The organism is Amycolatopsis sp. NPDC114478 (assembly GCF_055633805.1).
In genome coordinates this window covers 57,366-83,133 of the sequence record NZ_JBVKDO010000006.1, presented here as the reverse complement: position 1 = coordinate 83,133, position 25,768 = coordinate 57,366, and the positions used below count along the sequence as shown (strand labels likewise).

Genomic DNA, 25,768 nt, shown 5'->3' with positions numbered 1-25,768 from the left:
TGAGCGCACGTTGTTCACGCACCGGAGTCATCCGGGTGCCGAGTGCTCTGTCTTGTCGTGCTCCGAAGAGGGGAAAGTCCCATGTCCGTGAAGTCCCGCCGATCCCTGCTGCTCGCGAGCGGCGCGCTTCTCGCGGTCGCCGCGGTGGCCGTCCCGGTGGTGGTCGGCACGGCGTCCGCGGACCCGGCTTCGGCCAACCAGCCGCGGATCGTGGGCGGCGACAAGGCTTCGCTCTCGGACCACCCGTACGCGGTCTACCTGACCGACGCCGGCGGCAACCAGTTCTGCGGCGCGGTGATCGTCAGTTCGACCGCGGTCGCGACGGCGGCGCACTGCGCCAAGGCGGTCGCGAAGCAGGACGTCCGCGTGGTGGCGGGTCGCGAGGACAAGCGCACGGACGAGGGTGACGTCCTGACCGTCTCGAAGGTCTGGATCGGCAAGGGCTACAGCGATCCGACGCAGGGTGACGACATCGCGGTGCTGACCGTCCGCGGCCAGCTCGGTTACCGGCCCGCGCAGCTGCCCCAGAGCAGTGACGCGGCTGCCTACCGCGAAGGCACCCAGGCGACGGTGCTCGGCTGGGGCCGCGTCGCCGACGGCGGCGACCGGTCCGACTACCTGCGCAGCGCCCAGGTCCCGGTGGTCTCGGACAGCGCCTGCCGCTCCGACTACTCCGTGTACGACCAGAAGACCATGGTCTGCGCGGGGTACGAACAGGGCGGTATCGACGCGTGCCAGGGCGACTCCGGCGGCCCGCTCGTCGTGGGTGACACGCTGATCGGGATCGTGTCCTTCGGCGACGGCTGCGGCAAGGCCGGCAAGCCGGGTGTCTACACGCGCGTTTCGGCGTACACGGCCGACATCGAAGCCCAGGCCAAGCCCCGCATCTTCGGCTGACCGTGCTAAGCAGGGGACATGCCGACCCTGCACGACGCGACCGGGCCCGAACTGACCGCCGCCCAGCTCCACGACATCCTCCGCCTGCGCGTGGACGTCTTTGTGGTGGAGCAGAAAGCCGCCTACCCGGAGCTCGACGGCCGTGACCTCCGGCCGGACACCCGCCACCTGTGGTTCGCGGACGCCGACGGCGTCACGTCCTACCTGCGGGTCCTGCTCGACCCGGACGGCGTCCGCCGCATCGGCCGCGTGGTGACGGCGGCGTCGGCCCGCGGCCAGGGCCTCGCGGCCCAGCTGATGGACGCGGCCCTCACCGTTCCCGGCGAGTACGTCCTGGACGCCCAGACGTACGTCCAGGGCTTCTACGCGCGCTACGGCTTCGTTGCGGAAGGCGCGGAGTACACCGACGACGACGGGATCCCGCACATCCGCATGCGCCGCCTGCCGTCCTGACGCCTCCTCGACAGGATCCGGAATCAGGCCTACTCTCGATACGAGACGGTACCGTTTCGTATCGAGGGGAGAGGCCGTGCCGGGACGACCACGGGACGCCGGTCGTGACGTCGTCATCTTCGACGCGACGCTGAAGCTGCTGATCGACGTCGGCTACGACCGGTTGTCGATCGAAGCCGTCGCGGCGGCGGCTGGAGTGGGAAAGGCGACGATCTACCGCCGCTACCCCGGCAAGGCCGCGCTGGTCGCCGCGGCCGTCGACGACCGCGCGGGCGGCACCCCGCCCGATCCCTCGGCCGGCGACCTGCGCGGCGCGCTTCTGGAGACGGCGAACTGGCTCGCGCGGGACATCGCCGAGCAGGAAGTCGGCCTCCTCGGCGCGCTCTTCGCCGGGATGCGCGGCGATCCGGACCTCGCCGCGGCGATGCGGCGGATCCTGCACCGCGACCAGGCCGCGATGACCCGGCGGCCGCGCAAAGACGGGCTCCTCGACGCGCGAGGCGCCGCGCTATTCAACGAGATCGTCCCGGCGATGCTCGTCCACCGGCTGGTCGTCGCCGGAGAGCCGTGCGACGAGCCCTTCGTCGAGCACCTCGTCGACGACATCCTGCTGCCACTGCTGAAAGAGGAACCCCCGCGATGATCGTGATCACCGGCGCGACCGGCGCCCTGAACGGCGCCACTGTCGAGCACTTGCTCACCCGCGTCCCGGCCGAAGAGATCGGCGTGAGCGTGCGTGACGTCGCGAAGGCGCAGTCGTTCGCCGATCGCGGCGTACGGGTGCGGCCCGGCTCCTACGAAGACCCCGCAGCTCTGCGCGCCTCCTTCGAAGGCGCGGACCAAGTGCTGCTGGTGTCGTCCAACGACCCGGCCGCCGACGGCGTCGCCCTGCACCGCGCCGCGATCGAAGCCGCCGTCGCCGCGGGCGTCCGGCGGATCCTCTACACCAGCCACCAGAACGTGCGCCCCGGCAGCGCGTTCTTCCCGGCTCGCGACCACGCGGCCACCGAGGAGATCCTCGCGGGTTCCGGGGTCGCCTGGACGTCGTTGCGCAACGGCTTCTACGCCCACAGCCTCGGCTGGCTGCTCGGTCCGTGGCGGGAGACCGGCGAGATCGCCGCGCCCGAAGACGGCCCGGTTTCGTGGACCCACCGGGCGGACGTCGCCGAGGCGGCCGCGGTGATCCTCGCCGGACACGTCGTGGACGGTCCCGTCACCCTCACCGCGCCCACCGCCGTCACCTTCGACGACCTCGCCGCGATCGCCTCCGACCGCACCGGTCGCGAGGTCAAACGCGTGGTCGTCGGCGACGAGCAGTGGGTCGCCGACCGGATCGCGGCCGGCACGCCCGAGGCCATGGCCCGCCTGCTGCTGACGTTGTTCACCGCCGGGCGGCGGGGCGACTTCGCGGAAACCGGTCCCCGCCTGGGCGAACTCCTCGGACGCGAGCCGCTGCCGGTGGCGGAAGCGCTGGCTTAGACCGTCGCGCCCCGCGGCGCGGTCGCCGTGATCACCTTCACCGCGCGGTCCACGTCGGCCTCGGTGAGGTCGGCCCGCGCGGTCAGGCGCAGCCGCGAAATCCCGTCCGGCACCGACGGCGGCCGGAAGCACCCGACCCGGATCCCGTGCTCCGCGCACGCCGCCGCCCACGCGACCGCCGTCTCCGCGGACGGCGCCTGCACCGAGATCACGGCCGCGTCCGGCAGGCTCGCCTTCAGCCCGGCCGCCTTCAGCGACATCGCCAGGTTGCCGGCGTTCTCGACGACCTTCTCGGCCATCCCCGGCTCTTCCTTGAGCGCGTGCAACGCGGCCAGCGCGGCCGCGGCGCTCGCGGGCGCCAGCGCGGTGTCGAAGATGAAGCTGCGCGCGGTGTCCACGAGGTGCTTGATCACCCGCCGCGGCCCGACGACGGCCCCGCCCTGGGCGCCGAGCGACTTCGACAGCGTCAACGTCGTGACGACGTCGGGCGCGCCGGACAGCCCGGCCGCGTGGACGGCGCCCCGCCCGCCTTCGCCGAGGACGCCGAAGCCGTGCGCGTCGTCCACGAGCAGCGCCGCGCCGTGCTCGCGGCAGATCCCGGCCAGCTCGCCGAGCGGGGCGAGGTCGCCGTCGACCGAGAACACCGAGTCTGTAACCACCAGCGCCCGCGGCTTCCGCCGGGTCGACAGCGCGTGCTTGATCGCCGACGGCGTCGAGTGCGCGACCGCGGCGACGTCGGCGCGTGACAGCCGGCAGCCTTCGATCAAGGAAGCGTGGATGTACTTGTCCGTGACGATCGCCGATTCTGACCCGGACAGCGCGGTCACCGCGCCGAGGTTCGCGGCGAAGCCGGAGGAGAACACGAGTGCCGCCTGCGCGCCGCAGAACCGGGCGAGCTCCAGCTCGAGCTCGGTGTGCAGCTCGGTCGACCCGGTGACCAGCCGGGACCCGGTCGACCCGGCGCCCCAGCGCAGCGCGGCGGCCGCGGCGGCTCCGGCGACGCGCTTGTCGCGGGCCAGCCCGAGGTAGTCGTTGCCGGCCAGGTCGAGCTCGTCCGCCTGCGCGGGACGCGGCCGCAGCTGCCGCACGAGCCCCGCGTTCGCCCGCTTCTCCGCTTCGACGTCGAGCCAGTCGAAAACCTCATCGGGCGGGGGCGTCGGCGGCGTAGTCACGTCCCGCAGTCTCCCATTCGCCCTTCGCTTGGCCGTGAACCAGGGCCCGGAAACGCCGGAAGCCCCGGACCGGAGTCCGGGGCTTCCAGGGGGAATCAGCTGTCGTAGCCGCGACGCGGGCCACGGCTCGGGCGGCCGTAGCCACCGCCGTTGCCCGAGCGGGGCTGCCGGCCGCGGCCGGCGAAGCCGCCGGAACGGCCTTCGCGGGATCCCTGGCCGTAGCTGCCGCGGTCGCCGCCGCGCTCGCCACCACGGTCACGGTCGCCGTAGCTGCGCTCGCCGCCACGGCTGTAGCCGCCGCGCTCGCCGCCACGGTTCGAGCCGCCGAAGCTTCCGCGGTCACCGCGGAAGCCACCGCCGCCGCCGCGACGCGGGCTTTCGCGCCGCCGCTCGACGACCGGCTCGCCGCTGGGCTCGCGGGCGCCGGTGATGCGGGACAGCTCCGGGTCGCCCGGGCGGACCGTCGTCGACTCCGCGCGCACGCCGGCGCGGTCGGTCAGCCGGCGGACCATCCGGCGCTGGTCGTGCGTCGCCACCGTGACGACCACGCCGGACGCCCCGGCGCGGGCCGTGCGGCCGGCGCGGTGCAGGTAGTCCTTGTGGTCGGCCGCCGGGTCGACGTGCAGCACCAGCGAGATGTCGTCGACGTGGATGCCGCGGGCCGCGACGTCCGTGGCGACCAGCACCGGGGTGTGGCCTTCCTTGAAGTCGGCGAGGACACGGTTGCGCTGCCCCTGCGTCTTGCCGCCGTGCAGCGCCGCCGCGTTGACGCCCTGCTCGCGCAGGCGCTCCGCGAGGCGGTCGACGTGGTGCTTGGTCCGCACGAACATGATCGTGCGGCCCTCGCGGGCGCCGATCTGCGTGATGACGTCCTGCTTGTCCTGGTGCGAGACCTGGAGCACGTGGTGGTCCATGGTCGTGACGCTCGCGGTCGACGGCGCGACCGAGTGCGTCACCGGGTCGGTCAGGTACTGCCGGACCAGGCGGTTGACGTCACCGTCGAGCGTCGCCGAGAACAGCAGGCGCTGCCCACCCGGCGGGGTCAGGTCGAGGATCTCGCGGACCTGCGGCATGAAGCCCATGTCCGCCATCTGGTCGGCCTCATCGAGGGCGATGAAGTTGCAGTCGCCCAGGTGCGCGGTGCCCTGCCGGACGTGGTCCGACAGCCGGCCCGGGGTGGCGATCAGCAGGTCGACGCCACGGGAGAGCGCGTCCGCCTGGCGGGCGAAGGCCATGCCGCCGACGGCCGTGCGGCACCACAGGCCGAGCGACTTGGCCAGCGGGGTCAGCGAGTCGGCGACCTGCATGGCCAGCTCGCGGGTCGGGACCAGGATCAGCGCGCGGGGGCGCTTCGGACGGGCCTTGCCGCCGTTGAGCCGGGCCAGCATGGCCAGGCCGAAGGCGAGCGTCTTGCCGGAGCCGGTCTGGGCGCGGCCCAGTACGTCGCGGCCGCTCAGGGCGTCCGGGATGGTCGCGGACTGGATCGGGAACGGGGTGGTGATGCCCGCGTCGGCGAGCGCGCGGAGCAGCTGCTCCGGCAGGCCCAGCTCGGCGAAGGTCTTGGTGGCCACGAGCTCGACGGCGTCGTCGCGCAGCATGTCCCCACCGGCCGGGCGGGTGCGCGGCTTGCGGTCGGGACGGTCCGCGCGCGCGGACGTCGAGGAAGGGCCGGAGTTGAACGTGACGGTCACAAATGCCTCTCGGACATGGTTCGTCACAAGGAGGCCCGGGCTCCCCGCGCGCAGGCAGGGCAAGATGGTGTGCAGTGGGCGTTCACAGGGACGGACCCGGCACACTGTGTCTTGCGCTTTTCCGACACTGCGCGCCGCTTGGGGGTTACGGATCACCGCGAGCCATTCGGTGGCTTTGGAGGCGACGGACACCAACTATATCCACGCCGCCGGTTGCGGTCTGTGTTCACTGTACCTGAAGGGGAGCTGGTCCTCCGCATGGAGGTAACCGGTTGTGGGCGGCGTCGCAGACGTGTTCCACACCACAGTCGCGACGCCGCCGCCCCCGCTACCCGAGCCCGGCCGCGGAAACGAGGTCCGCGAGCAGGCCGTCGGTGTTCGTGACGTGCTCGCCGAGGCCGCGGCCGTGGAACCAGCCGGCGAGGTTGCGCACGTCCCGGGCGAGGAACTCGGCGCCGCCGGGGTTGGCGACGACGTCGACGACCTGGGGCAGGTCGATCACGACCAGCCGGCCGCGGTGCACCAGCAGGTTGTACGCCGAGAGGTCGCCGTGCGCGAGCCCCTCGGTGGCGAGCAGCTCCAGCGCCGCCGTGGCCTGGAACCACAGGTCCTTCAGCTCGTCCGGGTCCGGGCGCACCTGGGCCAGCCGCGGCGCGGCCGTCCCGTCGTCTTCGCCGAGGAACTCCAGCAGCAGTTCGGTGCCGTTGCGCTGCACCGGGTACGGCACGGGCGCGCCGAGCGTCCACAAGCGACTCAACGCGGCGAACTCCGCGACGGCCCACTGTTCGGCGATGAGGTTGCGGCCGAACGCGGTGCGGTGCTCGATCGCGCGCATCTCTCGGGACCGGCGCATCCGCCGTCCTTCGAGGTAGCCCGCGTCGCGGTGGAAGAGCTTGTGTTCGTCGCTGCGGTAGCGCTTCGCGGCGAGCAGCGTGCCGGGGGTGCCGGGCAGGCCGCGGCGCAGCAGGTGGACGTCGGCCTCCTTGCCGGTCTTGAGGACGCCGAGGTCGGTGTCGACCGCGGCGAGCTCGGTCACGACCCACTCCGGCCGGGGCAGCGGGCCGTGTTCGGCGTCGTCCCAGGTGGACCAGCGGTCGGCGCCGTCCGGGAGCTGGTTTTCGGTGTAGGCGTCGTCGCGCAGCTTGGCGAGCCGGACGCGTTCGCCTTCGGTGAGCCGGCCGCTGCGGGTGGGCTCGGGTTCCTCGAACCGCCCTTGGCGGCGCGATCGCGCCTGGCGGCGTCGGGTGGGTTGGTCGTCGAAGTCTTCGAAGTCGTGCGTGCGCACTGGTGGGGTTCTCCTTGGTCAGGGATGCCCCACCGGGCGCGTGGTCAGCTCCGGGGGGCGGGTGGGCGAGGGCGCGTAAGGGCCCGGACATCCATCACGACGGCACCTCCCCGCTCTTCGCCCCGGCTCCCTGCCGGTTGCGCTTCAGCCTGCCGGTTCGGTCACGCTCCGCGCAACCGAATAGCGCGAAAGGACCGTTCGCGACGTTTCCTTGAATTCCGTCCGCCGCGGTGGCCACGATGAACGGGCAGGCAACACCCGAGGAGGGGCGGATGGATACCTACGACGTCGTGGTCGTCGGCGGCGGGCACAACGGGCTGGTGGCTGCCGCGTACCTGGCGCGGGCGGGCCGGTCGGTGCTCGTGCTCGAACGGCGCGGGGAGACCGGTGGCGCCGCCGTGTCGTTCCGCGCTTTCGACGGCGTGGATGTCCGGCTATCACGCTATTCCTACCTGGTCAGCTTGCTGCCGAAGAAGATCGTGGCCGACCTCGGGCTCGACGTCCGGCTGCTGCGGCGCCGGATGTCGTCCTACACGCCGACCGGCGACTCGGGTCTCCTTGTCGACACGGGCGACGACGGCCGGACTGCGGCGTCGTTCCGCGCGGTCACGGGGTCCACATCGGTCTACACGGCGTGGCGGCGCTTCTACGAACTGACCGAAGGCGTGGCCGAGCGCGTCTTCGGCACCCTCACCGAGCCACTGCTGTCCGAAGTGGACTTCCGGGCGCGGGTGGGTGACGCCGAAGCGTGGTCGGCGTTGTTCGAGCGGCCGATCGGCGAGACGCTGACGTCGTGGTTCGGCGACGACACGGTCCGCGGCGTCGTGCTCACCGACGCGCTGATCGGCACGTTCGCCCCGGCGGGCGACGAGGACCTGCGGCAGAACCGGTGCCTGCTCTACCACGTGATCGGCAACGGCACCGGCGACTGGGACGTCCCGGTCGGCGGCATGGGCGCGGTCACCGGCTCACTGGCGACGGTGGCGGCGGCCGCGGGAGCGCGTCTCGTGACGGGAGCGGAAGTGCTGTCCGTCGACCCGGACGGCGAGGTGCGCTACCGCCGCGACGACGCCGAGCACGAGGTGCGGGGTGGGCACGTTCTGGCGAACGTCGCCCCGGCGACGCTCGCGCGGCTGCTGGGCGAGGAGCCCCCGGACCGGCCGGAGGGCGCGCAGCTGAAGGTGAACATGGTGCTGTCCCGGCTGCCGAAGCTGCGCGACCCGCACGTCGACCCGGCCGAGGCGTTCGGCGGCACGTTCCACGTCAACGAGACCTTCTCCCAGCTGGAGACGGCCTACCGCGAGGCGGCGGCGGGCCAGATCCCCACGCTCCCGCCGTGCGAGATCTACTGCCATTCGCTGACGGACCCGTCGATCCTCGGCCCGGCGGAACGCGCGGCCGGAGCGCAGACGCTGACGTTGTTCGGCTTGCACATGCCCGCACGCCTCTTCGAGGGCCGCAACGAAGAGGCGCGCGAAGCGGCGTTGCGCGCGACGCTGGCTTCGCTGAACAGCGTCCTGGCCGAGCCGATCGAGGACTGCCTGCTCGTAAGCCCGGACGGCAAGCCGTGCGTGGAGGCGAAGACCCCGCTCGACCTGGAGGCCGAGCTGGGGCTGCCGGCGGGGCACATCTTCCACCGCGACTTGGCATGGCCGTACGCGGAAGACCCGGCGCAGCAAGGGAAGTGGGGCGTCGAGACAGCGCACGAGCGAGTCCTGCTGTGCGGCGCGGGAGCGGTACGGGGAGGTGGTGTCAGCGGCATCCCCGGCCACAACGCGGCGATGGCGGTTCTGGACGCGGAGTGAGAAGCGGTCTGGAGGGCAAGTCCAAGCGGCGGCGGCGACCCCGGGAGGCGGCGAATCCTTCCCCGGTGGCGAACCCACGCTGGCGGTGAGCCCGCCCCCCCCGGCAGCCCCTGGGGTGGGCGACCCCACGCCCGGCGGCGGACCCACCGTCGGTGGCGAACCCACGCCGGCGGTGAAGCCGCCCCCGGGCGGGTAAACCCACGCCCGGGCGGGCGAACCCGCCGCCGGTGGCGAACCCGCCCCCGGGCGGGCGGACCTACCGCCGGTGGCGAACCACCCCCGGGTGGCGAACCCGCCCCGCGGCCCGCGATCACCCCCGGGCGGCTGCCTGCGCGTCGTGCTCGGCGCACAAGCACCCCACCCCCGGCTCGATCCACTCGCGCCCGGCCCACTCCGGATGGCGTTCGACGAGCACCGAACGCACCTCCGCGACGACCGAATCCACCCCGACCCCCGACTCGAGCCGGTGCCAGGTCTCGTCCCGTAGCTCGCGCAGGTAGGCACGGACGTCGGTGAGCACCGCCACCCCACCGACCTCTCCGTGTCCGGGCACCACCGTCCGCGGTCCGGCCGAAACCAGCCGGTCCAGGACCGAAATCCACCCGACACCCGTCACGTCCGTGTCGTGCGGCGGGAACCACGGGAGGATCGCGAACTGCCCCGTCTCGGCCAGGTCGCCGGTGAACAGCACGCCGGCGTCCGGGACCTCGACGACCTGGTCGCCGGGGGTGTGGCCCCGGCCCGTCGGCCGCAGCCGGACGGTCCGGCCGCCGAGGTCGAGGTCCCGCGTGCCCTCGTACACGGAGTCGGGCGCGGGCACCCGGACGTCCTCCAGCCGGGCGGCCACCACCGGGTCGAGGCCGCGGAACATCTCGAGGTAGCCCGCGCCCTTCGTGGCGAGGTCGGCCGCCTGGGCGCGGTTGACCACGTAGGTCGCCGCGCCGGCGAACACCTGCGCGCCGTACGCGTGCTCGGGGTGGAAGTGGGTCGTCGTCAGGAACAGGCGGCGGCCCGCGGCCACCGACGTCGCGAACGCGAGCACTTCCGCGGCGTTCGCGGGGCCGAGGCCCGTGTCGACGACGAGGACGGCCTCCGTGCCGCCCACGACGCCGATGTTGGGCACGAGGTCGACGCCGTGGTTGGGAATCACCAGCAGGTCCGGCGCGAGTTCGACGGCGTCGGCCACCCGCACCGCGGGATCGGTCAGGTCGGTCATGACCCGATTCCACCGCCGAACGAGAGGAGCTGTCCAAGACCGATTGCGAGGAGGCGATACCAGGAGAACATCGTCGCCGGTCGGCGCTACTGTCGGCGCATGGCAGTCGATCAGGAACTGGTGGACGCGGCGATCGCGCTGGCGCGGGACCGCTTCGGCGGCACGGCGTGGTCCGGGGCGGCGGCACTGCGCCTCGACGACGGCACCGTGCTGACGAGCACCGCGCCGGAGTTCCCGAACCAGGCCGTCAGCCTGTGCCACGAGACCGGCGCGATCTGCGAGGCGTTCAAGCTCGGCCGCCGCGTGACGGGCTCGGTCTGCGTGACCGCGGCCGACGAGGACCGCGGCTACTGGGTCCTGGCGCCCTGCGGAGTCTGCCAGGAACGGCTCTTCGCCCACGGCCCGGACGTCGAGGTCGCCGTCCCCGAGCCCGCGGACCCGCGCCGGTGGCGGGCCCTGCGGCTGCGGGACGTCCAGCCGCACTGGTTCGCGCGCGTCTTCCCCGACGACGTCTGGCCGTACGAAGCCGAGCGCTGATGGAGCTGCGCACGCTGCGGTACTTCGTGGCCGTCGCCGAAGAACTCCACTTCGGCCGGGCCGCCGCGCGGCTGCACATGAGCCAGCCGCCGCTGAGCCGCGCGGTCAAGCAGCTGGAGGCCGACGTCGGCGCCGTCCTGCTGGTGCGCTCGGCCGCGGGCGTCGCGCTCACGCCCGCCGGCGCGGCGTTGCTCGACGAGGCGCGCGCCCTGCTCGAGCAGGCCGACCAGGCGCGCGTGCGCGTGGCGTCGGCGGCCGGGGCCGCGGCGATCACCGTCGGCATCCTCGCCGACAGCGCGGACCCGGACGCGACGCGGCTGGCCGACGCCTACCGGCGGCGGCACCCCGGCGTCGAGGTCCGCGTCCGCGACACGGACCTGACCGACCCGACGTGCGGGCTGCGCGCCGGGCTCGTCGACGTCGCGCTGACCCGCGGGCCGTTCGACGACGCCGGCCTGACCGTGCACCGGCTGCGCGAAGACCCGGTCGGCGCGGTCCTGCGCGCCGACGACCCGCTGGCCCGCCGGGACCACCTGCGGCTCGCGGACCTGGCCGACCGGCGGTGGTTCCGGTTCCCGGACGGCACCGACCCGGTCTGGCAGGCCTACTGGCACGGCGGCGAACCGCGTGACGGCCCGGTGGTGCGCGGCGTTCAGGAGTGCCTGCAGGCGGTGCTGTGGAACGGGACCGTCGGCCTGATGCCGCTCGGCCACCGGCCGCCGGGCGACCTGACGGTCGTGCCGCTCACCGACCTGGCGCCGAACCCGGTGGTCGTCGCCTGGCGGGACGCCGGCCCGCTGGTCCGCTCGTTCGCCGAGCTCGCGACGGCCGCGTATCAGACGACGGGCGGCCGGCGGACGTCGTAGAGGTCCCAGTCCAGCTGCCAGAACGCGTCGATGCCGTGCTCGCGGATGTACTTGCGCTCGGTGTCGTGCACCGGGTAGCAGCCGGCGATGCTGATCGGCGGGCCGCCGATGTCGATCAGCGTGTACTGGTGCGCGTCGAGGCCCGCGGGCGCCGACACGGCGAACGCCGTCATCGCGGACTCCGGGGCGATCGGCTGGCCGAAGTCGATGGTGTCGCCGTAGACGAACGGGCACGTGCCCCGCAGCTGCTCGGCGAGGTAGCCGATGGCCAGCGCCCACACCGGGTCGTCGGACCGGACGCTGATCCACAGCTCCGGTCGCACGCCGTGCCACTCGGCGTGGTCGGCGAGCGAGAGGCCGTACGTCGCGCCGGTCATGTACCTCGGCTCGGGTTCGTCGGCGAAGACGAACGCGATGACGTCGTCGAGCCCGGCGTGGGTCGACGGGATCGGCTGCAGCCGGGGCTCGACGTCCCCGGTCAGGGTGTCGAGATGGGCGACATACCGCTCGGCACGGCTCGGCATGGCGCGCAGCATACGACCGGGCGCCGCGCGGGGCGGGGGAAGGCCGTTGGCCCGGGCGCGGCACTTTCGGGCAGGGTGGGGGACATGCGAGTGCTCGTGATCGGAAGCGGAATCGGCGGCGCGGCAACGGCGTGGCACCTGGCGGGCCGGGGCGCGGAGGTGGTCGTGGCGGACGCGGCCCGCCCGGGGACGGCCACCGAAGCCGGCGCCGGGATCGTCAGCCCCTGGACTTCGCGCTGGGACGACGCGCTGTACCCGCTCGCGTCGGCGGCCGGCCGGTACTACCGCGAATTCACGGCGGAGCTGGCGGATTCGTCGTTCGAGGTCGTCGGCGGGATGGTCGTCTCGGCCGACGACGCCGAGCTGGCCGAGGCGCACGAGCGGCTGGCAGCGCGGGCGGCGGACGCGCCCGAGGCCGGCGAGGTCAGCCGGCTCGACCCGGCCCAGGCGCGCGAGCTGTTCCCGGCGCTGGCGCCCGGGCTGGGCGCGGTGCACCTGACCGGCGCGGGCCGCGTCGACGGTCACCAGCTGCGCCGCGCCCTGCTGCTCGACGCCGAACGCCGGGGCGCGAAGTTCGTCGAAGGGGAAGTGGCGTTCCGCGCCGACGGCACGGTCGCGAGCCCGGACGGCCCGCTTGAGGCGGACAGCGTGGTGGTCGCGGCGGGCGCGTGGAGCCGCGAACTGCTGGCGCCGCTGGGGATCGACCTGCCGGTGACGCCGCACCGAGGCCAGATCAGCCACTTCGACCTGCCGGGCACGGAGACGGCGGCGTGGCCGGTGGTGCTGCCCCGCACGAGCCACTACTTGCTGGCGTTCCCGGGCGGCCGCGTGGTCGCGGGTGCGACACGCGAGGCGGAGTCGGGCTTCGACTACCGCGTGACGGCGGCGGGCCAGCGCGAGGTGCTGGACAACGCGCTGACGGTGGCACCGGGCCTGGCGAACGCGACGTTGGCGGAAACCCGGGTCGGCTTCCGCCCGGGCACGCCGGACGGGTTGCCGATCTTGGGCCGGATCCGGCCGGGCCTGGCGGTGTCGACGGGCTTCGGCCCGGGCGGGCTGACGAACGCGCCCTTCGCCGGAAAGCTGGTGGCGGCGATCGCGCTGGGGGAGGACCCGGGCTTCGACCTGACGCCGTTCTCGCCGGAGCGGTTTTGAGCGAGTACCGCCGCGGAAGCCGGGCGGTGGCCGTCAGCCCTCCGTGACCAGCTCCAGCGCGTGGTCGCCGGTGCGCTCGACCGTCATGCCCGCCTTCACGATCACCTTGACCAGCTGGTCCACTGTGGACGGTTCCGCCCGCGTCTCCGCCAGCGCCCGTGCCAAGCGGCCCTTGTACGCCTTGTTGAAATGGCTGACCGTCACGCGCTCGCCGCGGGCGTTCTCCGTCACCACGCGGACCGTCACCGCGTCCGGGCGCAGCTTCGCGAACGCCGAGTACGTTCCCGACCGCAAGTCCACCACCAGGCCCTCGACCTGCTGCAACACCGGCTCGAGGACCGGCTTCCAGTGCCCGCGGATCGTCCCGATCGACGGCAGCGAGTTCCCGCCCGACAGCCGGTACGCCGGGATCGGGTCGGTCGCCGACACCACGCCGAACAGCGACGACGTCACCGCCAGGCGCCGGTGCGCCTTCTCCAGGCCCGCCTTCGTGAAGCTCTTCACGTCGAGCGCGTCGTACAGGACTCCCGTGTAGCGGCGCAGCGCCGGCATCGTCGGTGACGTCCACAGCTCCGCGTTGCGCGTCACCTCGCCGGCCTGGCGCTCGGTGATGCCCAGGGCCGCGATGCTCGCCGGGACGTCGCCGGCCAGTTCGGTGAGCGCGTCGGCGAGCTTCGCGCGCGCCGGGTTCAGCTCGGGGAACGACAGCGCGCCGAGGTCGAGCGGGCCGCCGCGGCCGCCGTCGGCCTTGGTCTCGGATGGGGGGAGGAGCACCAGCACTTGTCGAGCGTAAATCGGGATGCGGGGGCGCCGCCGTCCGGCCTAGCCTCCGGGCATGGACCTGACCTGGCGCCCGCTGACCCTCGACGACGTCCCCGCGCTCACCCGCCTGTACGCCGCCGCCGAGGAGATCGACCGGACGGGTGACCACTTCGGCGACGAAGACCTCCGCGACGAGCTGGTCGCGCCCAACGTCGACCTGCCCCGCGCCACCATCGGCGCCTGGGCGGGCGACACCCTCGCCGGCTACGGCCTGATCCGCCGCCGCGACGCCGCGAACCCGGTGCACATGATCCGGCTGCAGTCGGTCGTGCATCCGGAGTACCGGACCGACGCCGTCGGCGCTCACCTGGTCGAGTGGTTGACGCGCACGAGCCGCGACGTCCACGAGCGCGCCTTCCCGGGCGCGCCGATGGAGCTGCACCACGGCCAGCACCAGAACGAGCGGTGGATCGCCGGCGTCCTCGCCGCCGCGGGATTCGCGCACCAGCGGACGATGGTCAACATGCGCGTCGGCCTCGCCGACCTGCCGCCGCAGCCGCCGCTCCCGGAGGGCATCACGGCGGAGCCGTTCGACTTCCAGCACGACCTCGCGGCCCTCGACGCCCGCAACGACGCCTTCGCCGGCCACTGGGGCAGCACCGTCTACGGCCCGGACGCCTGGCACCACCTGGTCACCGGGTCCAAGGACTTCCGCCCGGACCTGTCGTTCCTCGTCCTCGACGACGACAAGGTCCTGGCGTTCGTGCTGAGCCACTTCTACGAGTCCGAAGCCGCGGCGACGGGCGTCCGCGAGCACTACGCCACCTGGGTGGGAACGCGCGAGGTGCTGCGCGGCCGCGGCGTGGCGTCGGGGCTGCTGGGCCACACGCTCTTGGCGGCGAAGGCGGCGGGATTCGACCGGTCGGCGCTGAACGTCGACGTCGACAACGCGCACCGTGCCCTGGGCGTTTACGAACGGTGCGGATTCCGCGTCGACGACGAATGGCACGTATACGTGCTGTCCTGATTCCGGGACGCCCCACCGCCGATCGGGGAATGGACGGCGTTCGTACCATCGCCCTATGAAGCCGACTTCAGCTTCCCCGGGTGCGAGAGCATTGGCCGCGTCGCTGCGGGAATTGCGCACGGCCCGGGGTAAAGGACTGCGCGAACTGGCCCGGATGGTGCGGATTCTCCCGCAGTTGCTGTCGGCGTGGGAAAAGGGGCAGCGGGTGGCGTCCCCGGAGGACGTGGCCCGGTTGCTGGGCGCCCTCCAAGTCGACGACGCGACGTACGACCGCATGATGCGCCTGGCCAGACGCGCCAAGGACGACAACTGGCTCGATTCCAACCCGTCCGATTTGCCGCCCGCGCTGAGCGGCATCGTCGAGTACGAGCGCACCGCCACCCACATCTCGAACTGGTACCACGCGATCGTGCCGGGACTCCTGCAGACCGCCGACTACGCTCGCGCGATTCTGAGTAGTTCGGAGATCGGCCTCGAACAGGCCGACGCGATGCTCATCGCGCGGCTGAAGCGGCAGCGCATTCTCACGAGGACCGATCCGGTTCGGTTCGCCGCACTGGTCGGCGAGGTCGCGATCCGTGAGGGGATCGGCAGCGCCGACATCATGTCGGACCAGGTCGATCACCTGCTGGCGATGATGGCACTGCCGAACGTTTCGCTGCGGATTGTGCCTGCCAACATCGGTTATCACCCCGGGCTGATCGGCTCGTTCATCTTGTACGAGTTCGCCGGTTTGCCGCCGATCGTGCACCTGGAGAACTCGCACGCCACCGCGTTCCTCCACGAGGATGATGTCGTCGGCAGGTACCGGAAACAGGCTAAGATCCTCGCTGGCAAGGCATTGAGTGAAGGCGACACCCGAGACTTGCTCCGGGAGGTCGCGCGATAACCCGGGAGGCCCGGCGTGAGCGACACGGTTTGGCGTAAGGCCAGCTACAGCGGTGGCCAATCGGACTGTGTCGAGGTGAAGCTCGACCGCGCGATCGGCATCCGGGACACGAAGGCGCGCGAGCAGGGGCAACTGACCGTCACCCCCGCCGCGTGGACCGCCGTCCTCACCGCGCTACGAGGTTGAGCAGCTCCTCACCCGCCACGTACCGCCGCACCTGCTCCGCCGCCAGCTTCTTCGCGCGCGGGTAGAACGACGCCGACCCACCGGCGATGTGCGGGGTGATGACCACGCCCGGCACCGTCCACAGTGGATGGTCGGCGGGCAGTGGCTCCGGATCGACGACGTCCAGGCCCGCGCGCAAGCGTCCGGACCGGGTCTCGGCCAGGAGAGCGTCCGTGTCGATGGCCGTGCCGCGGCCGACGTTCACCACCAGCGCGTCGTCGGGCAGCGCCGCGAGTGCCTTCGCGTCGAACAGGCCGCGCGTCGCGGGGGTGTCCGGGAGGACCAGCACCACGATGTCGGCGTCCGGCAGCAGGCGGGTCAGCTCGTCGACGCCGTGGACGCCTTCGCCAGGACGCGCGCGGCTCGCCACCCGCGTCACCACGGCCTCCGCCGCGACGAGCTGGCGTTCGATGGCCTGCCCGATCGAGCCGTACCCGACCAGGAGCACCCGGCTGTCGGCCAGCGAGCGCGTGTGCTCGCGCGTCCACTCGCCGCGCGTCTGCTGCGCGAACCACCGCGGCAGGTCCCGCTGCGCCGCGTGGATCAGCGCGAGCGCGTGCTCCGCGACGCTCAGGTCGTGCAGGCCGCGCCCGTTGGCCAGCCGGACGCCGTCGGGCAGCAACGGCACGATCGCCTCGACCCCGGCCGACAGCGATTGCACCACGCGCAACGCCGGCAGCTCCTTGATCAGCTTCGGCGGCTCGGGCCCGCGGTCGTAGGGCAGCACGTAGAACTCGACGTCGTCCAGGCCGTCCGGCGGCGCCGAGACGCCGTCGTAGTACGCGACCTCGACCCCCTCCGGCACCTCGATGTCGGTCCAGGGCAGCAGTACGCGAGCGCTCATGCCGCCTTTCTACTCCGCGCCGGCCGGGGCTACCCGCTCAGTGGTTCGGCGCAGGCGGTCGGCCCATTCGCGCGACGACCGGGACAGTGCTTCGGCGACCGCGGCGCGGATCTGGTCCTGGCTGCTCGTCCGGTCGGCGGCCTCGACGAGAACGCAGCGCGTCGCGCCCGACAGGCCGCCGATGATCTCCTGGATCCGCGCGGGCCACGCTTCGGCCGCCGGGACATTGCTTCGCGCGCTGTTGTCGAGGAGGACGGCGAAGTCCGGACGGAGCCGGCCGGCCGCCCAGTCGGCCACTTCCGCCAGGTCGTCCGCGCCGAACCCGGCGGACTCGGTCAGCCGGTCCACCGGTGAGTCGATCAAGCGCTCGACGACCACGACGGCACCGCCTTCGAGCGCCGGGAGGATGTCGCGGTGGACGCTGTCGGCCCGGACCGCGGCCGCCGCGAGGACCCGGGCCCGCGCGGAGGTCAGGGCCGCGCCGGAGACCAGCGCCCGGAACCGGGGGTCGTCCTCGCCGGGATCCGGGGCGAAGACGACCGTGCGGACGCCGGCCCGGCTGAGCCAGCCGGCGAGCGCGGCCGCGTGCACGGCCGTGTCGGCCGAGGAACTGCCCTCCACCGTGACGACGAACCCGGTCTTGCGCCGCGGGTACCGCCGCGCGATGGCGCGCAGGTCGCCGAGGAGGCGGACCGGCCGGTGGGCGTTCATCCGGCGGTAGGCGAGCAGCCCGGACAGGAAGGCCAGGAGTGCGGCGCCGAGCAGGACCGGCCTGGTCCCGTCGACCTGCTGCTCGTCGCCGAAAACGGAGATCGTGCGCGAGTCGGTCAGCGCCACCAGGAGGGGGACGATGGCGACTGTGCAGCCGAGGACTATCTTCAGCAGCGCCTGGTAGATCGCGTTGACCCGGCCCCGGACGTCGTCGTCGATCCGGGAACCGATGACCGTCACGCCGGTGAGGAACGTGGCGCCCGCGCACGCGCCGACGAGCAGGACGGCGACGATCGAGACGGCGAGGTGCGGGGACAGCGCGACCAGGACGAGGGCGACCCCGGCCAGCATGATCGAGATGCCGAAGAACCGTTCGTGGGCGAGGCGGGCGGCCAGCTTGGGCGCGAAGACGATGCCCAGGCCGAGGCCGACGAAGACGGCGGCGAACAGCAGCCCGAAGCCCGCTTGCCCGGCCAGCACGCTCTTGGCGTACGACTGGGCCGAACCGACGACCGCCCCACCCGCGGCGAACGCGCCGACCGCGCCGACGAGCAGGCCGCGGACCAGGGGCGTCGTCCGGATGAACCGGCCGGCGTCGCGCAGCATGGTCAGGAAACCGCCCGAACCCCGCTCGTCGGGCGCCGCCGCCCGACGCGGTCCGGCCGGTCCGGACAGCTCCGGGATCCGGCGGGCGATGACCACGGCACTGGCCAGGTACAGCGCGGCGGCGAGGGCGATGGCGAGCTTCACGGGACCGTTCGCGCCGAGGAGGTCGTCGGGCAGCCGCAGCGAAGGGCCGATGCCGGTGAGGGCGTACAGCCCGCCGGCCGCGACCACCGAGATGCCGTACGTCATCGCCAGGCCCAGCTGGTTCGCGGTCTCCACCTGGTCCGGGCGGTGCAGCAGGTTCGGCGCCGCGGCGTCCTTGGCCGGTATCCACAGCATCGCCACGCTGCTGGTCAGGAAGCTGCCGGCGAACGGCCACCACGGCAGGTCGACCACGATGACCGAAAGCAGCAGGAGACAGCGGAGCACGTCGCCGACCGCCATCACCACGCGCCGGTCGAACCGGTCGGCGAGGAGACCGCCGAGCGGGGCGAAGAACAAGCCGGGGAGCAGGTTGCTGAAGACGACCCCGGAGAACGCGAAGTTCTTCACCGCATAGCTGCCGGCCGCGTTGGAAACCAGGTCGGCCACCCCGAGCAAGGCCAGCCAATCCGCGGTACTGCACAGGAACGTGACGCCCCAGAGCCGCCGGAACGGACGGATCGCCAGGACGCGGCGGATCCGTTCGGGCATCGCCAAGCCGGCTGCCGTCACGGGCGTGGCCCGGGGGCCGGGCCGCGACGGAAGCTCACGAAAAGACCCGCGAACCGTCGTTCTTCCCGAGGTTTCGCCACACTGTTCCCCCAGACGGCCGAGACTCCCTCCGGCGGAAGCTACACCACCTCCAGATTCCCTTTTTCCCCGAGCCGCCTCACCCGGAGACGCAGAACTCGTTGCCCTCCGGATCGGTCAGCACCGTCCACGCCAGCCCCGGCACCGAATGCTCCGCCACTTCCTTCGCACCCAGCCCGACCAGCCGTTTCACCTCCGCCCCGCGATCGTCACCGCCGAAGTCGAGGTGCACCCGGTTCTTGCCCGCACGGCGCTCCGGGACCCGTTGCAGCCCGAGCGGCATCCCGCCCTCGGGCGGCGCGAGCACCACGAACTCGCCGCCGTGGTCCTGGGCGACCGCCGTGCCCAGCGCCGCCGTCCAGAACTCCGCCAGACCGCGCGGGTCCGCGCAGTCGATCGTGATCATGCCCAGGTGGATCGCCATGGCCCCGAAGCTAGCGGGCACCACCGACAAAACCGCTCGCCGAGTAACCCGTTGGAGTCACGGCCGGGGGAGTGACTACCCTGAGCGGGACTTTCACACCCGCCCGGAGCAGGGAGCCCCGCAGTGATCACCAGGACTTCGTCGTTGTTCCTTCGCACCTTGCGCGAGGATCCGGCGGACGCCGAGGTACCGAGCCACCGGCTCCTGGTACGCGCCGGCTACGTCCGCCGGGTCGCCCCGGGCGGGTACTCGTGGCTGCCGCTGGGCCTGCGCGTGCTGCGGCGGATCGAGAACGTCGTGCGCGACGAGATGAACGCCATCGGCGCGCAGGAGATCCAGTTCCCCGCGCTGCTGCCGAAGGAGCCCTACGAGGCGACCGGCCGCTGGACCGAGTACGGCGACAGCCTGTTCCGCCTGAAGGACCGCAAGGGCGCCGACTACCTCCTCGGCCCGACGCACGAAGAGCTCTTCACGCTCACGGTCAAGGGCGAGTTCAACTCCTACCGCGACTACCCGGTCACGCTGTACCAGATCCAGACGAAGTACCGCGACGAAGCGCGTCCCCGCGCCGGCATCCTGCGCGGCCGCGAGTTCGTCATGAAGGACTCGTACTCCTTCGACCTCGACGACGAGGGCCTGGAGCGCTCCTACCAGGCCCACCGCGCCGCCTACACGAAGCTGTTCGACCGCCTCGGCCTCGAGTACGTCGTCGTGAAGGCGACGTCGGGCGCGATGGGCGGCTCGGCGTCCGAGGAGTTCCTCGCGGTCGCGGAGACGGGCGAAGACACCTACGTCCGCAGCACGGACTCGGGCTACGCGGCGAACGTCGAAGCCGTCGTCACGCCCGCGCCGCCCGCGCAGCCGATCGAAGGCCGCCCCGAGGCGCAGGTGCACCACACGCCCGGCACGCCGACCATCGAGACGCTGGTCGACTTCCTCAACAACGCGAACCTGGGCCGCACGTTCACCGCGGCCGACACGCTGAAGAACGTCATGCTCAAGACGCGTCAGCCGGGCGCGAAGGAGTGGGAGCTGGTCTGCGTCGCGATCCCGGGCGACCGCGAAGTGGACATGAAGCGCCTCGAAGCGTCGCTGGAGCCCGCCGAGGTCGCGCTGCTCGAAGAGGCCGACTTCGCGAAGAACCCGTTCCTGGTCAAGGGCTACATCGGCCCGAAGGCGCTGCAGGACAACGGCGTGCGCTACCTCGCCGACCCGCGGGTCGTCCCCGGCACCGCCTGGGTCACCGGGGCCGACAAGGTCGACCACCACGTCGTCGACCTGCTGGCCGGCCGCGACTTCACCCCGGACGGCACGATCGAGGCCGCCGAGGTCCGCGAGGGCGACGCGTCGCCGGACGGCCACGGCACCCTGGTCGCCGCGCGCGGCATCGAGATCGGACACATCTTCCAGCTCGGCCGCAAGTACGCGGACGCGTTCGAGCTCGACGCGCTCGGGCCGGACTCGAAGCCGATCCGGATCACGATGGGTTCGTACGGCGTCGGCGTCTCGCGGCTGGTCGGCGTGCTCGCCGAGCAGAACCACGACGACCTCGGCCTGATCTGGCCCCGCGAGGTGTCGCCGTTCGACGTGCACATCGTCATCGCGGGCAAGGACGAAGCCGTCGCGGCGGGCGCCGAGAAGATCGCCGCCGAGCTGGACGCGGCGGGCATCGAGGTCATCCTCGACGACCGCAAGGCCACGCCGGGCGTCAAGTTCGCCGACGCCGAGCTGGTCGGCGTCCCGACGATCCTGGTGGTCGGGCGCGGCCTGGCCAACGGCGTCGTCGAGGTCAAGGACCGGCGGTCGGGCGAGCGCGAGGAGATCGCGGTCGACGCCATCGTCGAGCACCTGGTCAAACTCGTCCGTTCCTGATGGTCCAGTTTTCCCGGCGTCCCGAAGACGAGACGCCGGGGTACGAGGACAACGCGGCGCTCCGCGGGTTCGGCGGTTATGAACCCGCGGACGCGCCGCGCGCACGGCCGAAACGGATCCGCCCGGCCGCGAAGCCGCTGAAGTGGCGCCGGGCGCCGTGGTTCGGGCTGGTGTTCATCGCGTTGGTCGCGGGGGTGCTGAACGCGCTGGGCGCCGGCAAGCCGCGTCCGGCGTCGTCGACGCCACCACCCGCGCCGCTGGTCGTGACGCCTTCGCCGCGGGTGACTGTGCCCGCTTTGACGAGCGGCTGGCAGTCGGTGGCGGCTCGCGACGGCTCGTACGCCTACGACGTGCCGCCGGCGTGGACCCCCAAGCCGGGCACGCTGCACGGCTGGGACGAGCCGTCGATCCGGCTGATCACGAGCGCGTTCCTGGGCGAGAACTTCTGCGGCAAGGACAATCTGGGCGGCGCGGGCGTCACGACGGAACCCCTGCCCGACCCCGAGGCGGCAGCGCGCAAGGCCGCAACGGACTTGGCGGCTGGTGCCTTCGGCGGGACTTCGCAGGTTGGGCCGGGAACGGAAGCCCAGCTCACGAAGGCCGACGGAACCAAGGCCCCGGCGCGGGTGGTGGTCGCCGAAGTGGTGCCGTCGGCAACGGGCGAGTGCGCGGCGAAGCACGCTTTGGTGGTGGCGATGGGCTTCGGGACCGGCTCCGGCGCGTCGGGCGTGGTGGTGGCGTACGCGGACAGCGACCGTTCCGGACCGAAGATCCGCGAGGACCTCGTCAAGATCGTGGAGAGCTACCGGTTCGTGCCGGCGGCCGACCGCGGGACGACCACCCCGCCGCCGACCACCTACCGCTGACCGCCGGACTTCGGCAGGCTGTGGTGCCATGACCGGTGCTGCGGACAGACGGCTGGCCCGGATCCGGACCGGCGCGTTCGGGGTGCTGGCCGTCGGCGGGTTCCTGCTCCTTTTCGGGCCCCTGCTGGCGAAAGCGTGGATCTGGCTCGTGCGACCGCGGGATCCGAACTGGTGGGCCGCCGGTGGGCAGTGGGTGGGCGGCGTCGGCACGATCGGGGCCGTCGTCGTGGCGCTGTGGATCGCCATCCGGGACAACCGGCGGCTGCAGGCGGACCGGCTCCAGCGGGATCGGCGGGAGCGGCAGGAGCAGGCCGCCAAAGTCACCGCGTGGATCGAAACCACCGGCGGCGGTGCCGTGCACATGATCGTCTCCAACGCGAACGCCGAGGCGGTCAACCACGTCGTCGTCTCGTTCGACCTCGTGCGGCACCTGCCGATGACCGGGTCCACGCTGCACCGGGGACCGGTCATCGAAGACGACGAGTACCTCTACGCCATCCTCCCGCCCGGGAAGTGGCGGATGCCGGTCCGCGAAGGGTGGCAGCGCCCGGACATGACGCCCGGCGTGATGCTCGCCTTCACCGATTCGCGCAACGGCCACTGGCTCCGGCTGACCGACGGCAGGCTGATCGAGAAGGACCAGGACGTCGTCAGTCGCCGGAAGATCCGGTTCCCGCAGCGGATCAGCGTGCCCGAGAGCTACTGACCAGCTTCGCCAGCTCCCGCAGCCGGACGTCCGGCAGGTACGCCCGGCTCAGCGCCAGCCCGATCCGCGGCAGGTCGGCTTCGTCGCGGTAGGCCAGGTACAGCGGCACCCGCCGCGGCTGGAACTTCGCCTTGAACGCGTGCAGCGAACGGAACCCGTAGTACGGCTCCATGACCCGGCCCAGCGACTCCAGCGCCCGGTCCAGCGGGCACGCCGGAGAAGCGCTGCGCGCCAGGGGCGCACCGGACAGCGACGCGAACCGGGCGCCTTCCGAGCGGAACGCCACGCACGCCGACGCGATCAGGAACTCCATCACCGGCCGGAAACCGTGGGCGCTGCGGCGCATGACGTCCAGCGTCCAGCCGCCGACCCGGCCCGCGCCCGTGTACACCGGCAGCCACGACGTCACGCCGTGGACCGTGCCCTCCGCGTCCACCGCCAGGCCGACCCGCGTCGCCGGGTCCATCGCCTCGTCGAGGCCGCCGAGGGTAAAGCCCATCTCCGGCATGGCCTTCTCCGACATCCACTCCTCCGACAGCGCGCGGACCTGGGCGAGGATCGGCTCGGGCTGGTCGGCCAAGCGGACCAGCCGGAACTCGATGTCCTGCTTGGCGGCCTTGTTCAGCGCCGACCGGACGTCCTGCCACGCCTTGCCGCGGAACTCCAGGTTCTCCAGGTCGAGCACGTTGTCCTCGGCGACCTGGACGTGCTGCCAGCCCAGCTCGCGCGTCGCCGCGACCGTCTCCTCCGTCGCGGAGAACACGCACGGCACCAGGCCGGTGTTCTCGCACATCGAGGCGAACTCGGTGACGGTGGCCGCCGCCGTGCCGTCCGGCGCGATCGGGTCGCCGAGCGCGACCGCGACGCCCGCGTGCTTGCGGTAGGCGAGGTACGAACGCCCGTCCTCGCGGACGAAGTACGTGTTGCGCGGCCAGGTCGTCATCCACGACAGCGTGCTGCCGCCGTGCCGGTCGAGCAGGGTCCGGGTCAGCGCCGGGCCGGGACCCTGCGCGTGGCGCCGCAGCCGGCGCCGGGACGGGACGCGGAACGCGTGCTGCGCGGCGATCAGGACGCCGAGCTCGACCGTCCACAAGAGATTGTCCACGAAGAACAGCGGCAGGCCCGTGGTGTCGTAGTCCGACCCGAAGACCTGGGCCAGCCCGTAGACCGTGGCGGCGGCGAGACCCTGCAGGGTCACGAACACCGACAGCGCGACCGCCCAGCGCCACGCGACGCGGCCGCCCTTGCGCAGCCCGTTGAGCATCGGCACCACGACCAGCACGAGCACCGCCAGCTCCGGCGCCGACAGCGAAACCCCTTCGTCGGAACCGAACGGGCCGTCGCCGGGCACCAGGAACATGACGATTTCGGCGATGGTGAGCAGCAGCAGGCCGGCGACCGTCAGCAGCCGCCACTCCCGCGGGTTCGGCCCCGCCGACGGCACCCGTCGCGAGCCGACGAGCCGGTTGCCGAGCGGGATCGCCAGCAGCAGCGCGAAGAAGTGGACGAGGTCGGCCAGCGTGCCGACGTAGATGATCGCGACCCCGGCGTACACGCAGAGCCCGGCCCGCAACCGCAGCGCCCACGGCGGCCGCAGCGTCGCGCTGGCGACCGCGACCGCGGCGAGCGCGCCGCCGGAGAACCCGACGTCGAGGCTGCCCGCCATGCGCTCGGCCCACAGCCAGCCGGAATTGCGGCACAGCGCGAGGAACTGCGTCGCGACGAGCACCGAGGCGAACTGGCCGCCGATGGTCACCGCCATCGCGCGCCGCGTCCCCAGCTGCCACTCGGCGAAGCCCGCGAAGAGCGCGAAGCTGCCGACCATCGGGAGGTAGAACCACGGGATGACAGCGAAGAACGGCCCGGTCAGCATCGTCCACCACCGGCCCGCCTCCAGCGACGGCAGCCCGTAGGCGATGAACGGGTAGGCCGCGCGGTCTTCGGCGGCGTTCCACAACGCCCCGGTCGCGACGGCCAGCACGAGCATGGCGAGCACGACGGTGCTCGTGAACGGCAGACGCTGTCTGAGCACCGCGGCCGCGCCCCGGATGCGTCCCCCTCCGGCGGTCATGGCCGCCGACGCTGCTTCAGTCATGCGGGACAGCATGGCGAGTGGCCGCCCCTACCCACATCGGGCAAACGAAGGAGATTGACCCCTAAGGGGTCGTCCGTTCGAATGAGGGTTGACCCCCTCTGAAGGAGGACACTCAGCCGAAAACGGCGGTCCGCACGGCGTCGGTGTCGGCCAGATCCGGCAGCACGGTGTGCGCGCCGGCGGCCCGCAGTTCCTCGGCGGTGTAGTGCCCGGTCGCCACCGCGATCGACACCGCGCCGTGGTGCAGAGCGGCTTCGACGTCGTTCGGGGTGTCGCCGATGACGACGACCGACGCGGCGGCGAACTCCGTGCCGTGCTTGGCCGCGGCGAGCGCCACCGCGTGCGGCACCAGGTCGGGGCGGTGCGCCGACAGCGTGCCGTAGCCGCCGATGTCGAGGTCGAGGTGTTCGTGCAGGCCGAACGCGGCGAGCTTGTGCCGCGAGATCTCCGGCAGGTTGCCGGTGACGAGCGACTGGACGACGCCGTCGTGCCCGGCGAACGCCTTCAGCGCCTCGGCCGCGCCCGGCAGCGCGCGGCCGGACGTCGGCAGGTGCTCGACGGCGCGTTCGGACTCCGCGATCAGCGCCAGCCAGAGCGCTTGGAGCAGCTCCTCGGTCGGCTCGATGCCGTGGGCGGTGAGCAGGTCGGTGCTGATCGCGCGTTCGGTGCGGCCGCCGAAGTCGGGGTAGGAGACCAGCTCGGTCCCGGTCGTCGCGGCGAGCGCCGCCGCGTACCAGGCGGAACCGAGGCCGGTGAAGTCCACCAGCGTGTGGTCGATGTCCCAGAGCACCAGCCGTGTCTTCGTCACGGTGTCGAGGCTACCGGCGACACTATTCAACACGCGTTGACTTTCTCGGGACGCGGTCCTA

25 protein-coding genes are annotated in these 25,768 nt (G+C 72.6%); 14 read left to right on the top strand and 11 right to left on the bottom strand.

The genetic code is table 11. The features are described from left to right. The first annotated feature begins 81 nt into the window (after nt 1-81). The 4 genes from ACZ7OH_RS18905 (at nt 82) to ACZ7OH_RS18890 (ending at nt 2,829) form a co-directional block, all read left to right on the top strand. On the top strand, nt 82-897 hold the full coding sequence (locus ACZ7OH_RS18905; protein ID WP_470281943.1) for a S1 family peptidase: 816 nt from the start codon (nt 82-84) through the stop codon (nt 895-897). 18 nt (nt 898-915) lie between these two features. Beyond that, nucleotides 916-1,350, top strand: coding sequence for a GNAT family N-acetyltransferase (locus ACZ7OH_RS18900; protein WP_470281942.1), 435 nt, complete (start codon nt 916-918; stop codon nt 1,348-1,350). A gap of 76 nt (nt 1,351-1,426) precedes the next feature. Continuing rightward, nucleotides 1,427-1,993: a TetR-like C-terminal domain-containing protein gene (locus tag ACZ7OH_RS18895; RefSeq protein ID WP_470281941.1), complete on the top strand. Its 567-nt coding sequence runs from the start codon at nt 1,427-1,429 to the stop codon at nt 1,991-1,993. Continuing rightward, nucleotides 1,990-2,829 carry an NmrA family NAD(P)-binding protein gene (locus tag ACZ7OH_RS18890; RefSeq protein WP_470281940.1) on the top strand — a complete coding sequence of 280 codons (840 nt, stop codon included), beginning with the start codon at nt 1,990-1,992 and terminating at the stop codon, nt 2,827-2,829. Before ACZ7OH_RS18895 ends, ACZ7OH_RS18890 begins: the two co-directional genes overlap by 4 nt. Here ACZ7OH_RS18890 and ACZ7OH_RS18885 read toward each other — a convergent pair. From ACZ7OH_RS18885 to ACZ7OH_RS18875, 3 genes are all read right to left on the bottom strand, one after another. Then, nucleotides 2,826-4,001, bottom strand: a complete 1,176-nt coding sequence (locus ACZ7OH_RS18885; protein WP_400903867.1) for an 8-amino-7-oxononanoate synthase — start codon at nt 3,999-4,001, stop codon at nt 2,826-2,828. The genes ACZ7OH_RS18890 and ACZ7OH_RS18885 overlap by 4 nt on opposite strands. Nucleotides 4,002-4,096: 95 nt before the next feature. Beyond that, nucleotides 4,097-5,692, bottom strand: a complete 1,596-nt coding sequence (locus ACZ7OH_RS18880; RefSeq protein ID WP_470281939.1) for a DEAD/DEAH box helicase — start codon at nt 5,690-5,692, stop codon at nt 4,097-4,099. Nucleotides 5,693-6,020: 328 nt separating this feature from the next. After that, nucleotides 6,021-6,977 (bottom strand): serine protein kinase RIO, encoded by a 957-nt coding sequence (locus ACZ7OH_RS18875; RefSeq protein ID WP_470281938.1) that lies wholly within the window; start codon nt 6,975-6,977, stop codon nt 6,021-6,023. Nucleotides 6,978-7,249: 272 nt separating this feature from the next. Between ACZ7OH_RS18875 and ACZ7OH_RS18870 the strand changes: the two genes are divergently transcribed. Next, nucleotides 7,250-8,782 carry a phytoene desaturase family protein gene (locus tag ACZ7OH_RS18870; RefSeq protein ID WP_470281937.1) on the top strand — a complete coding sequence of 511 codons (1,533 nt, stop codon included), beginning with the start codon at nt 7,250-7,252 and terminating at the stop codon, nt 8,780-8,782. A 310-nt stretch (nt 8,783-9,092) separates the two neighbouring features. On the opposite strand, the gene ACZ7OH_RS18865 is transcribed toward ACZ7OH_RS18870, so the two are convergent. Next, a complete protein-coding gene (locus ACZ7OH_RS18865; protein ID WP_470281936.1) occupies nt 9,093-9,998 on the bottom strand; it encodes an MBL fold metallo-hydrolase in 906 nt (301 codons plus the stop codon). A gap of 99 nt (nt 9,999-10,097) precedes the next feature. Here ACZ7OH_RS18865 and ACZ7OH_RS18860 point away from each other — a divergent pair, with 99 nt between their 5' ends. Both ACZ7OH_RS18860 and ACZ7OH_RS18855 read left to right on the top strand, forming a co-directional pair. After that, on the top strand, nt 10,098-10,535 hold the full coding sequence (locus ACZ7OH_RS18860) for a cytidine deaminase (RefSeq protein WP_470281935.1): 438 nt from the start codon (nt 10,098-10,100) through the stop codon (nt 10,533-10,535). Then, nucleotides 10,535-11,401 (top strand): LysR family transcriptional regulator, encoded by an 867-nt coding sequence (locus ACZ7OH_RS18855; RefSeq protein WP_400903879.1) that lies wholly within the window; start codon nt 10,535-10,537, stop codon nt 11,399-11,401. Before ACZ7OH_RS18860 ends, ACZ7OH_RS18855 begins: the two co-directional genes overlap by 1 nt. Here the strand turns inward: ACZ7OH_RS18855 and ACZ7OH_RS18850 are convergent. Beyond that, nucleotides 11,371-11,925 (bottom strand): suppressor of fused domain protein, encoded by a 555-nt coding sequence (locus tag ACZ7OH_RS18850; protein WP_470281934.1) that lies wholly within the window; start codon nt 11,923-11,925, stop codon nt 11,371-11,373. The two genes, ACZ7OH_RS18855 and ACZ7OH_RS18850, sit on opposite strands and share 31 nt — an antisense overlap. 84 nt (nt 11,926-12,009) lie before the next feature. On the opposite strand from ACZ7OH_RS18850, the gene ACZ7OH_RS18845 reads away from it, so the two are divergent. Further along, nucleotides 12,010-13,080, top strand: coding sequence for an NAD(P)/FAD-dependent oxidoreductase (locus tag ACZ7OH_RS18845; RefSeq protein ID WP_470281933.1), 1,071 nt, complete (start codon nt 12,010-12,012; stop codon nt 13,078-13,080). A gap of 33 nt (nt 13,081-13,113) precedes the next feature. Here ACZ7OH_RS18845 and yaaA read toward each other — a convergent pair whose 3' ends face one another. Next, on the bottom strand, nt 13,114-13,860 hold the full coding sequence (yaaA, locus tag ACZ7OH_RS18840; protein WP_470281932.1) for a peroxide stress protein YaaA: 747 nt from the start codon (nt 13,858-13,860) through the stop codon (nt 13,114-13,116). Nucleotides 13,861-13,915: 55 nt separating this feature from the next. On the opposite strand from yaaA, the gene ACZ7OH_RS18835 reads away from it, so the two are divergent. Genes ACZ7OH_RS18835 through ACZ7OH_RS18825 form a run of 3 tightly spaced genes read left to right on the top strand, consistent with a single transcriptional unit; the run spans nt 13,916 to nt 15,944 of the window. Continuing rightward, entirely contained in the window at nt 13,916-14,869 is a 954-nt protein-coding gene (locus ACZ7OH_RS18835; RefSeq protein ID WP_470281931.1) for a GNAT family N-acetyltransferase, read from the top strand. A 55-nt stretch (nt 14,870-14,924) separates the two neighbouring features. Continuing rightward, complete coding sequence (locus ACZ7OH_RS18830; protein WP_470281930.1) at nt 14,925-15,758, top strand: helix-turn-helix domain-containing protein; 834 nt, start codon at nt 14,925-14,927, stop codon at nt 15,756-15,758. A 15-nt stretch (nt 15,759-15,773) separates the two neighbouring features. Beyond that, nucleotides 15,774-15,944, top strand: a complete 171-nt coding sequence (locus ACZ7OH_RS18825) for a DUF397 domain-containing protein (protein ID WP_470281929.1) — start codon at nt 15,774-15,776, stop codon at nt 15,942-15,944. Here the strand turns inward: ACZ7OH_RS18825 and ACZ7OH_RS18820 are convergent. The 3 genes from ACZ7OH_RS18820 to ACZ7OH_RS18810 all read right to left on the bottom strand — a co-directional run bounded on the left by ACZ7OH_RS18820 (nt 15,925) and on the right by ACZ7OH_RS18810 (nt 19,360). Next, nucleotides 15,925-16,827 (bottom strand): 2-hydroxyacid dehydrogenase, encoded by a 903-nt coding sequence (locus ACZ7OH_RS18820; RefSeq protein WP_470281928.1) that lies wholly within the window; start codon nt 16,825-16,827, stop codon nt 15,925-15,927. The two genes, ACZ7OH_RS18825 and ACZ7OH_RS18820, sit on opposite strands and share 20 nt — an antisense overlap. Before the next feature lie 9 nt (nt 16,828-16,836). Next, nucleotides 16,837-18,837 (bottom strand): MFS transporter, encoded by a 2,001-nt coding sequence (locus tag ACZ7OH_RS18815; RefSeq protein WP_470281927.1) that lies wholly within the window; start codon nt 18,835-18,837, stop codon nt 16,837-16,839. Between the two features lie 178 nt (nt 18,838-19,015). Next, the gene (locus tag ACZ7OH_RS18810) at nt 19,016-19,360 is read right to left on the bottom strand and encodes a VOC family protein (protein ID WP_470281926.1); all 345 of its coding nucleotides are present in this window, start codon (nt 19,358-19,360) and stop codon (nt 19,016-19,018) included. Nucleotides 19,361-19,483: 123 nt separating this feature from the next. On the opposite strand from ACZ7OH_RS18810, the gene ACZ7OH_RS18805 reads away from it, so the two are divergent. The 3 genes from ACZ7OH_RS18805 to ACZ7OH_RS18795 are packed head-to-tail and all read left to right on the top strand — an operon-like array spanning nt 19,484 to nt 22,804. Then, on the top strand, nt 19,484-21,232 hold the full coding sequence (locus ACZ7OH_RS18805; RefSeq protein ID WP_470281925.1) for a proline--tRNA ligase: 1,749 nt from the start codon (nt 19,484-19,486) through the stop codon (nt 21,230-21,232). After that, nucleotides 21,232-22,098, top strand: a complete 867-nt coding sequence (locus ACZ7OH_RS18800; protein ID WP_470281924.1) for a DUF8017 domain-containing protein — start codon at nt 21,232-21,234, stop codon at nt 22,096-22,098. The genes ACZ7OH_RS18805 and ACZ7OH_RS18800 overlap by 1 nt, the downstream gene beginning before the upstream one ends. Nucleotides 22,099-22,126: 28 nt before the next feature. Further along, nucleotides 22,127-22,804, top strand: a complete 678-nt coding sequence (locus tag ACZ7OH_RS18795; protein WP_470281923.1) for a hypothetical protein — start codon at nt 22,127-22,129, stop codon at nt 22,802-22,804. Here the strand turns inward: ACZ7OH_RS18795 and ACZ7OH_RS18790 are convergent. Beyond that, a complete protein-coding gene (locus ACZ7OH_RS18790) occupies nt 22,782-24,875 on the bottom strand; it encodes a bifunctional lysylphosphatidylglycerol flippase/synthetase MprF (protein ID WP_470282240.1) in 2,094 nt (697 codons plus the stop codon). The two genes, ACZ7OH_RS18795 and ACZ7OH_RS18790, sit on opposite strands and share 23 nt — an antisense overlap. A 136-nt stretch (nt 24,876-25,011) precedes the next feature. Next, nucleotides 25,012-25,707: a haloacid dehalogenase-like hydrolase gene (locus ACZ7OH_RS18785; RefSeq protein WP_400903900.1), complete on the bottom strand. Its 696-nt coding sequence runs from the start codon at nt 25,705-25,707 to the stop codon at nt 25,012-25,014. Nucleotides 25,708-25,768 lie beyond the last annotated feature (61 nt).

Bases quoted from the DNA above. Each gene is read 5' to 3' on its own strand.
- ACZ7OH_RS18845 (WP_470281933.1), top strand. From the start codon at position 12,010: ATGCGAGTGCTCGTGATCGGAAGCGGAATCGGCGGCGCGGCAACGGCG.
- ACZ7OH_RS18800 (WP_470281924.1), top strand. From the start codon at position 21,232: ATGGTCCAGTTTTCCCGGCGTCCCGAAGACGAGACGCCGGGGTACGAG.
- ACZ7OH_RS18855 (WP_400903879.1), top strand. From the start codon at position 10,535: ATGGAGCTGCGCACGCTGCGGTACTTCGTGGCCGTCGCCGAAGAACTC.
- ACZ7OH_RS18860 (WP_470281935.1), top strand. From the start codon at position 10,098: ATGGCAGTCGATCAGGAACTGGTGGACGCGGCGATCGCGCTGGCGCGG.
- ACZ7OH_RS18810 (WP_470281926.1), bottom strand. From the start codon at position 19,360: ATGGCGATCCACCTGGGCATGATCACGATCGACTGCGCGGACCCGCGC.
- ACZ7OH_RS18865 (WP_470281936.1), bottom strand. From the start codon at position 9,998: ATGACCGACCTGACCGATCCCGCGGTGCGGGTGGCCGACGCCGTCGAA.
- ACZ7OH_RS18835 (WP_470281931.1), top strand. From the start codon at position 13,916: ATGGACCTGACCTGGCGCCCGCTGACCCTCGACGACGTCCCCGCGCTC.
- ACZ7OH_RS18850 (WP_470281934.1), bottom strand. From the start codon at position 11,925: ATGCCGAGCCGTGCCGAGCGGTATGTCGCCCATCTCGACACCCTGACC.
- ACZ7OH_RS18900 (WP_470281942.1), top strand. From the start codon at position 916: ATGCCGACCCTGCACGACGCGACCGGGCCCGAACTGACCGCCGCCCAG.
- ACZ7OH_RS18870 (WP_470281937.1), top strand. From the start codon at position 7,250: ATGGATACCTACGACGTCGTGGTCGTCGGCGGCGGGCACAACGGGCTG.
- ACZ7OH_RS18815 (WP_470281927.1), bottom strand. From the start codon at position 18,837: ATGCCCGAACGGATCCGCCGCGTCCTGGCGATCCGTCCGTTCCGGCGG.
- ACZ7OH_RS18820 (WP_470281928.1), bottom strand. From the start codon at position 16,827: ATGAGCGCTCGCGTACTGCTGCCCTGGACCGACATCGAGGTGCCGGAG.
- ACZ7OH_RS18790 (WP_470282240.1), bottom strand. From the start codon at position 24,875: ATGACCGCCGGAGGGGGACGCATCCGGGGCGCGGCCGCGGTGCTCAGA.
- ACZ7OH_RS18830 (WP_470281930.1), top strand. From the start codon at position 14,925: ATGAAGCCGACTTCAGCTTCCCCGGGTGCGAGAGCATTGGCCGCGTCG.
- ACZ7OH_RS18795 (WP_470281923.1), top strand. From the start codon at position 22,127: ATGACCGGTGCTGCGGACAGACGGCTGGCCCGGATCCGGACCGGCGCG.
- ACZ7OH_RS18890 (WP_470281940.1), top strand. From the start codon at position 1,990: ATGATCGTGATCACCGGCGCGACCGGCGCCCTGAACGGCGCCACTGTC.
- ACZ7OH_RS18905 (WP_470281943.1), top strand. From the start codon at position 82: ATGTCCGTGAAGTCCCGCCGATCCCTGCTGCTCGCGAGCGGCGCGCTT.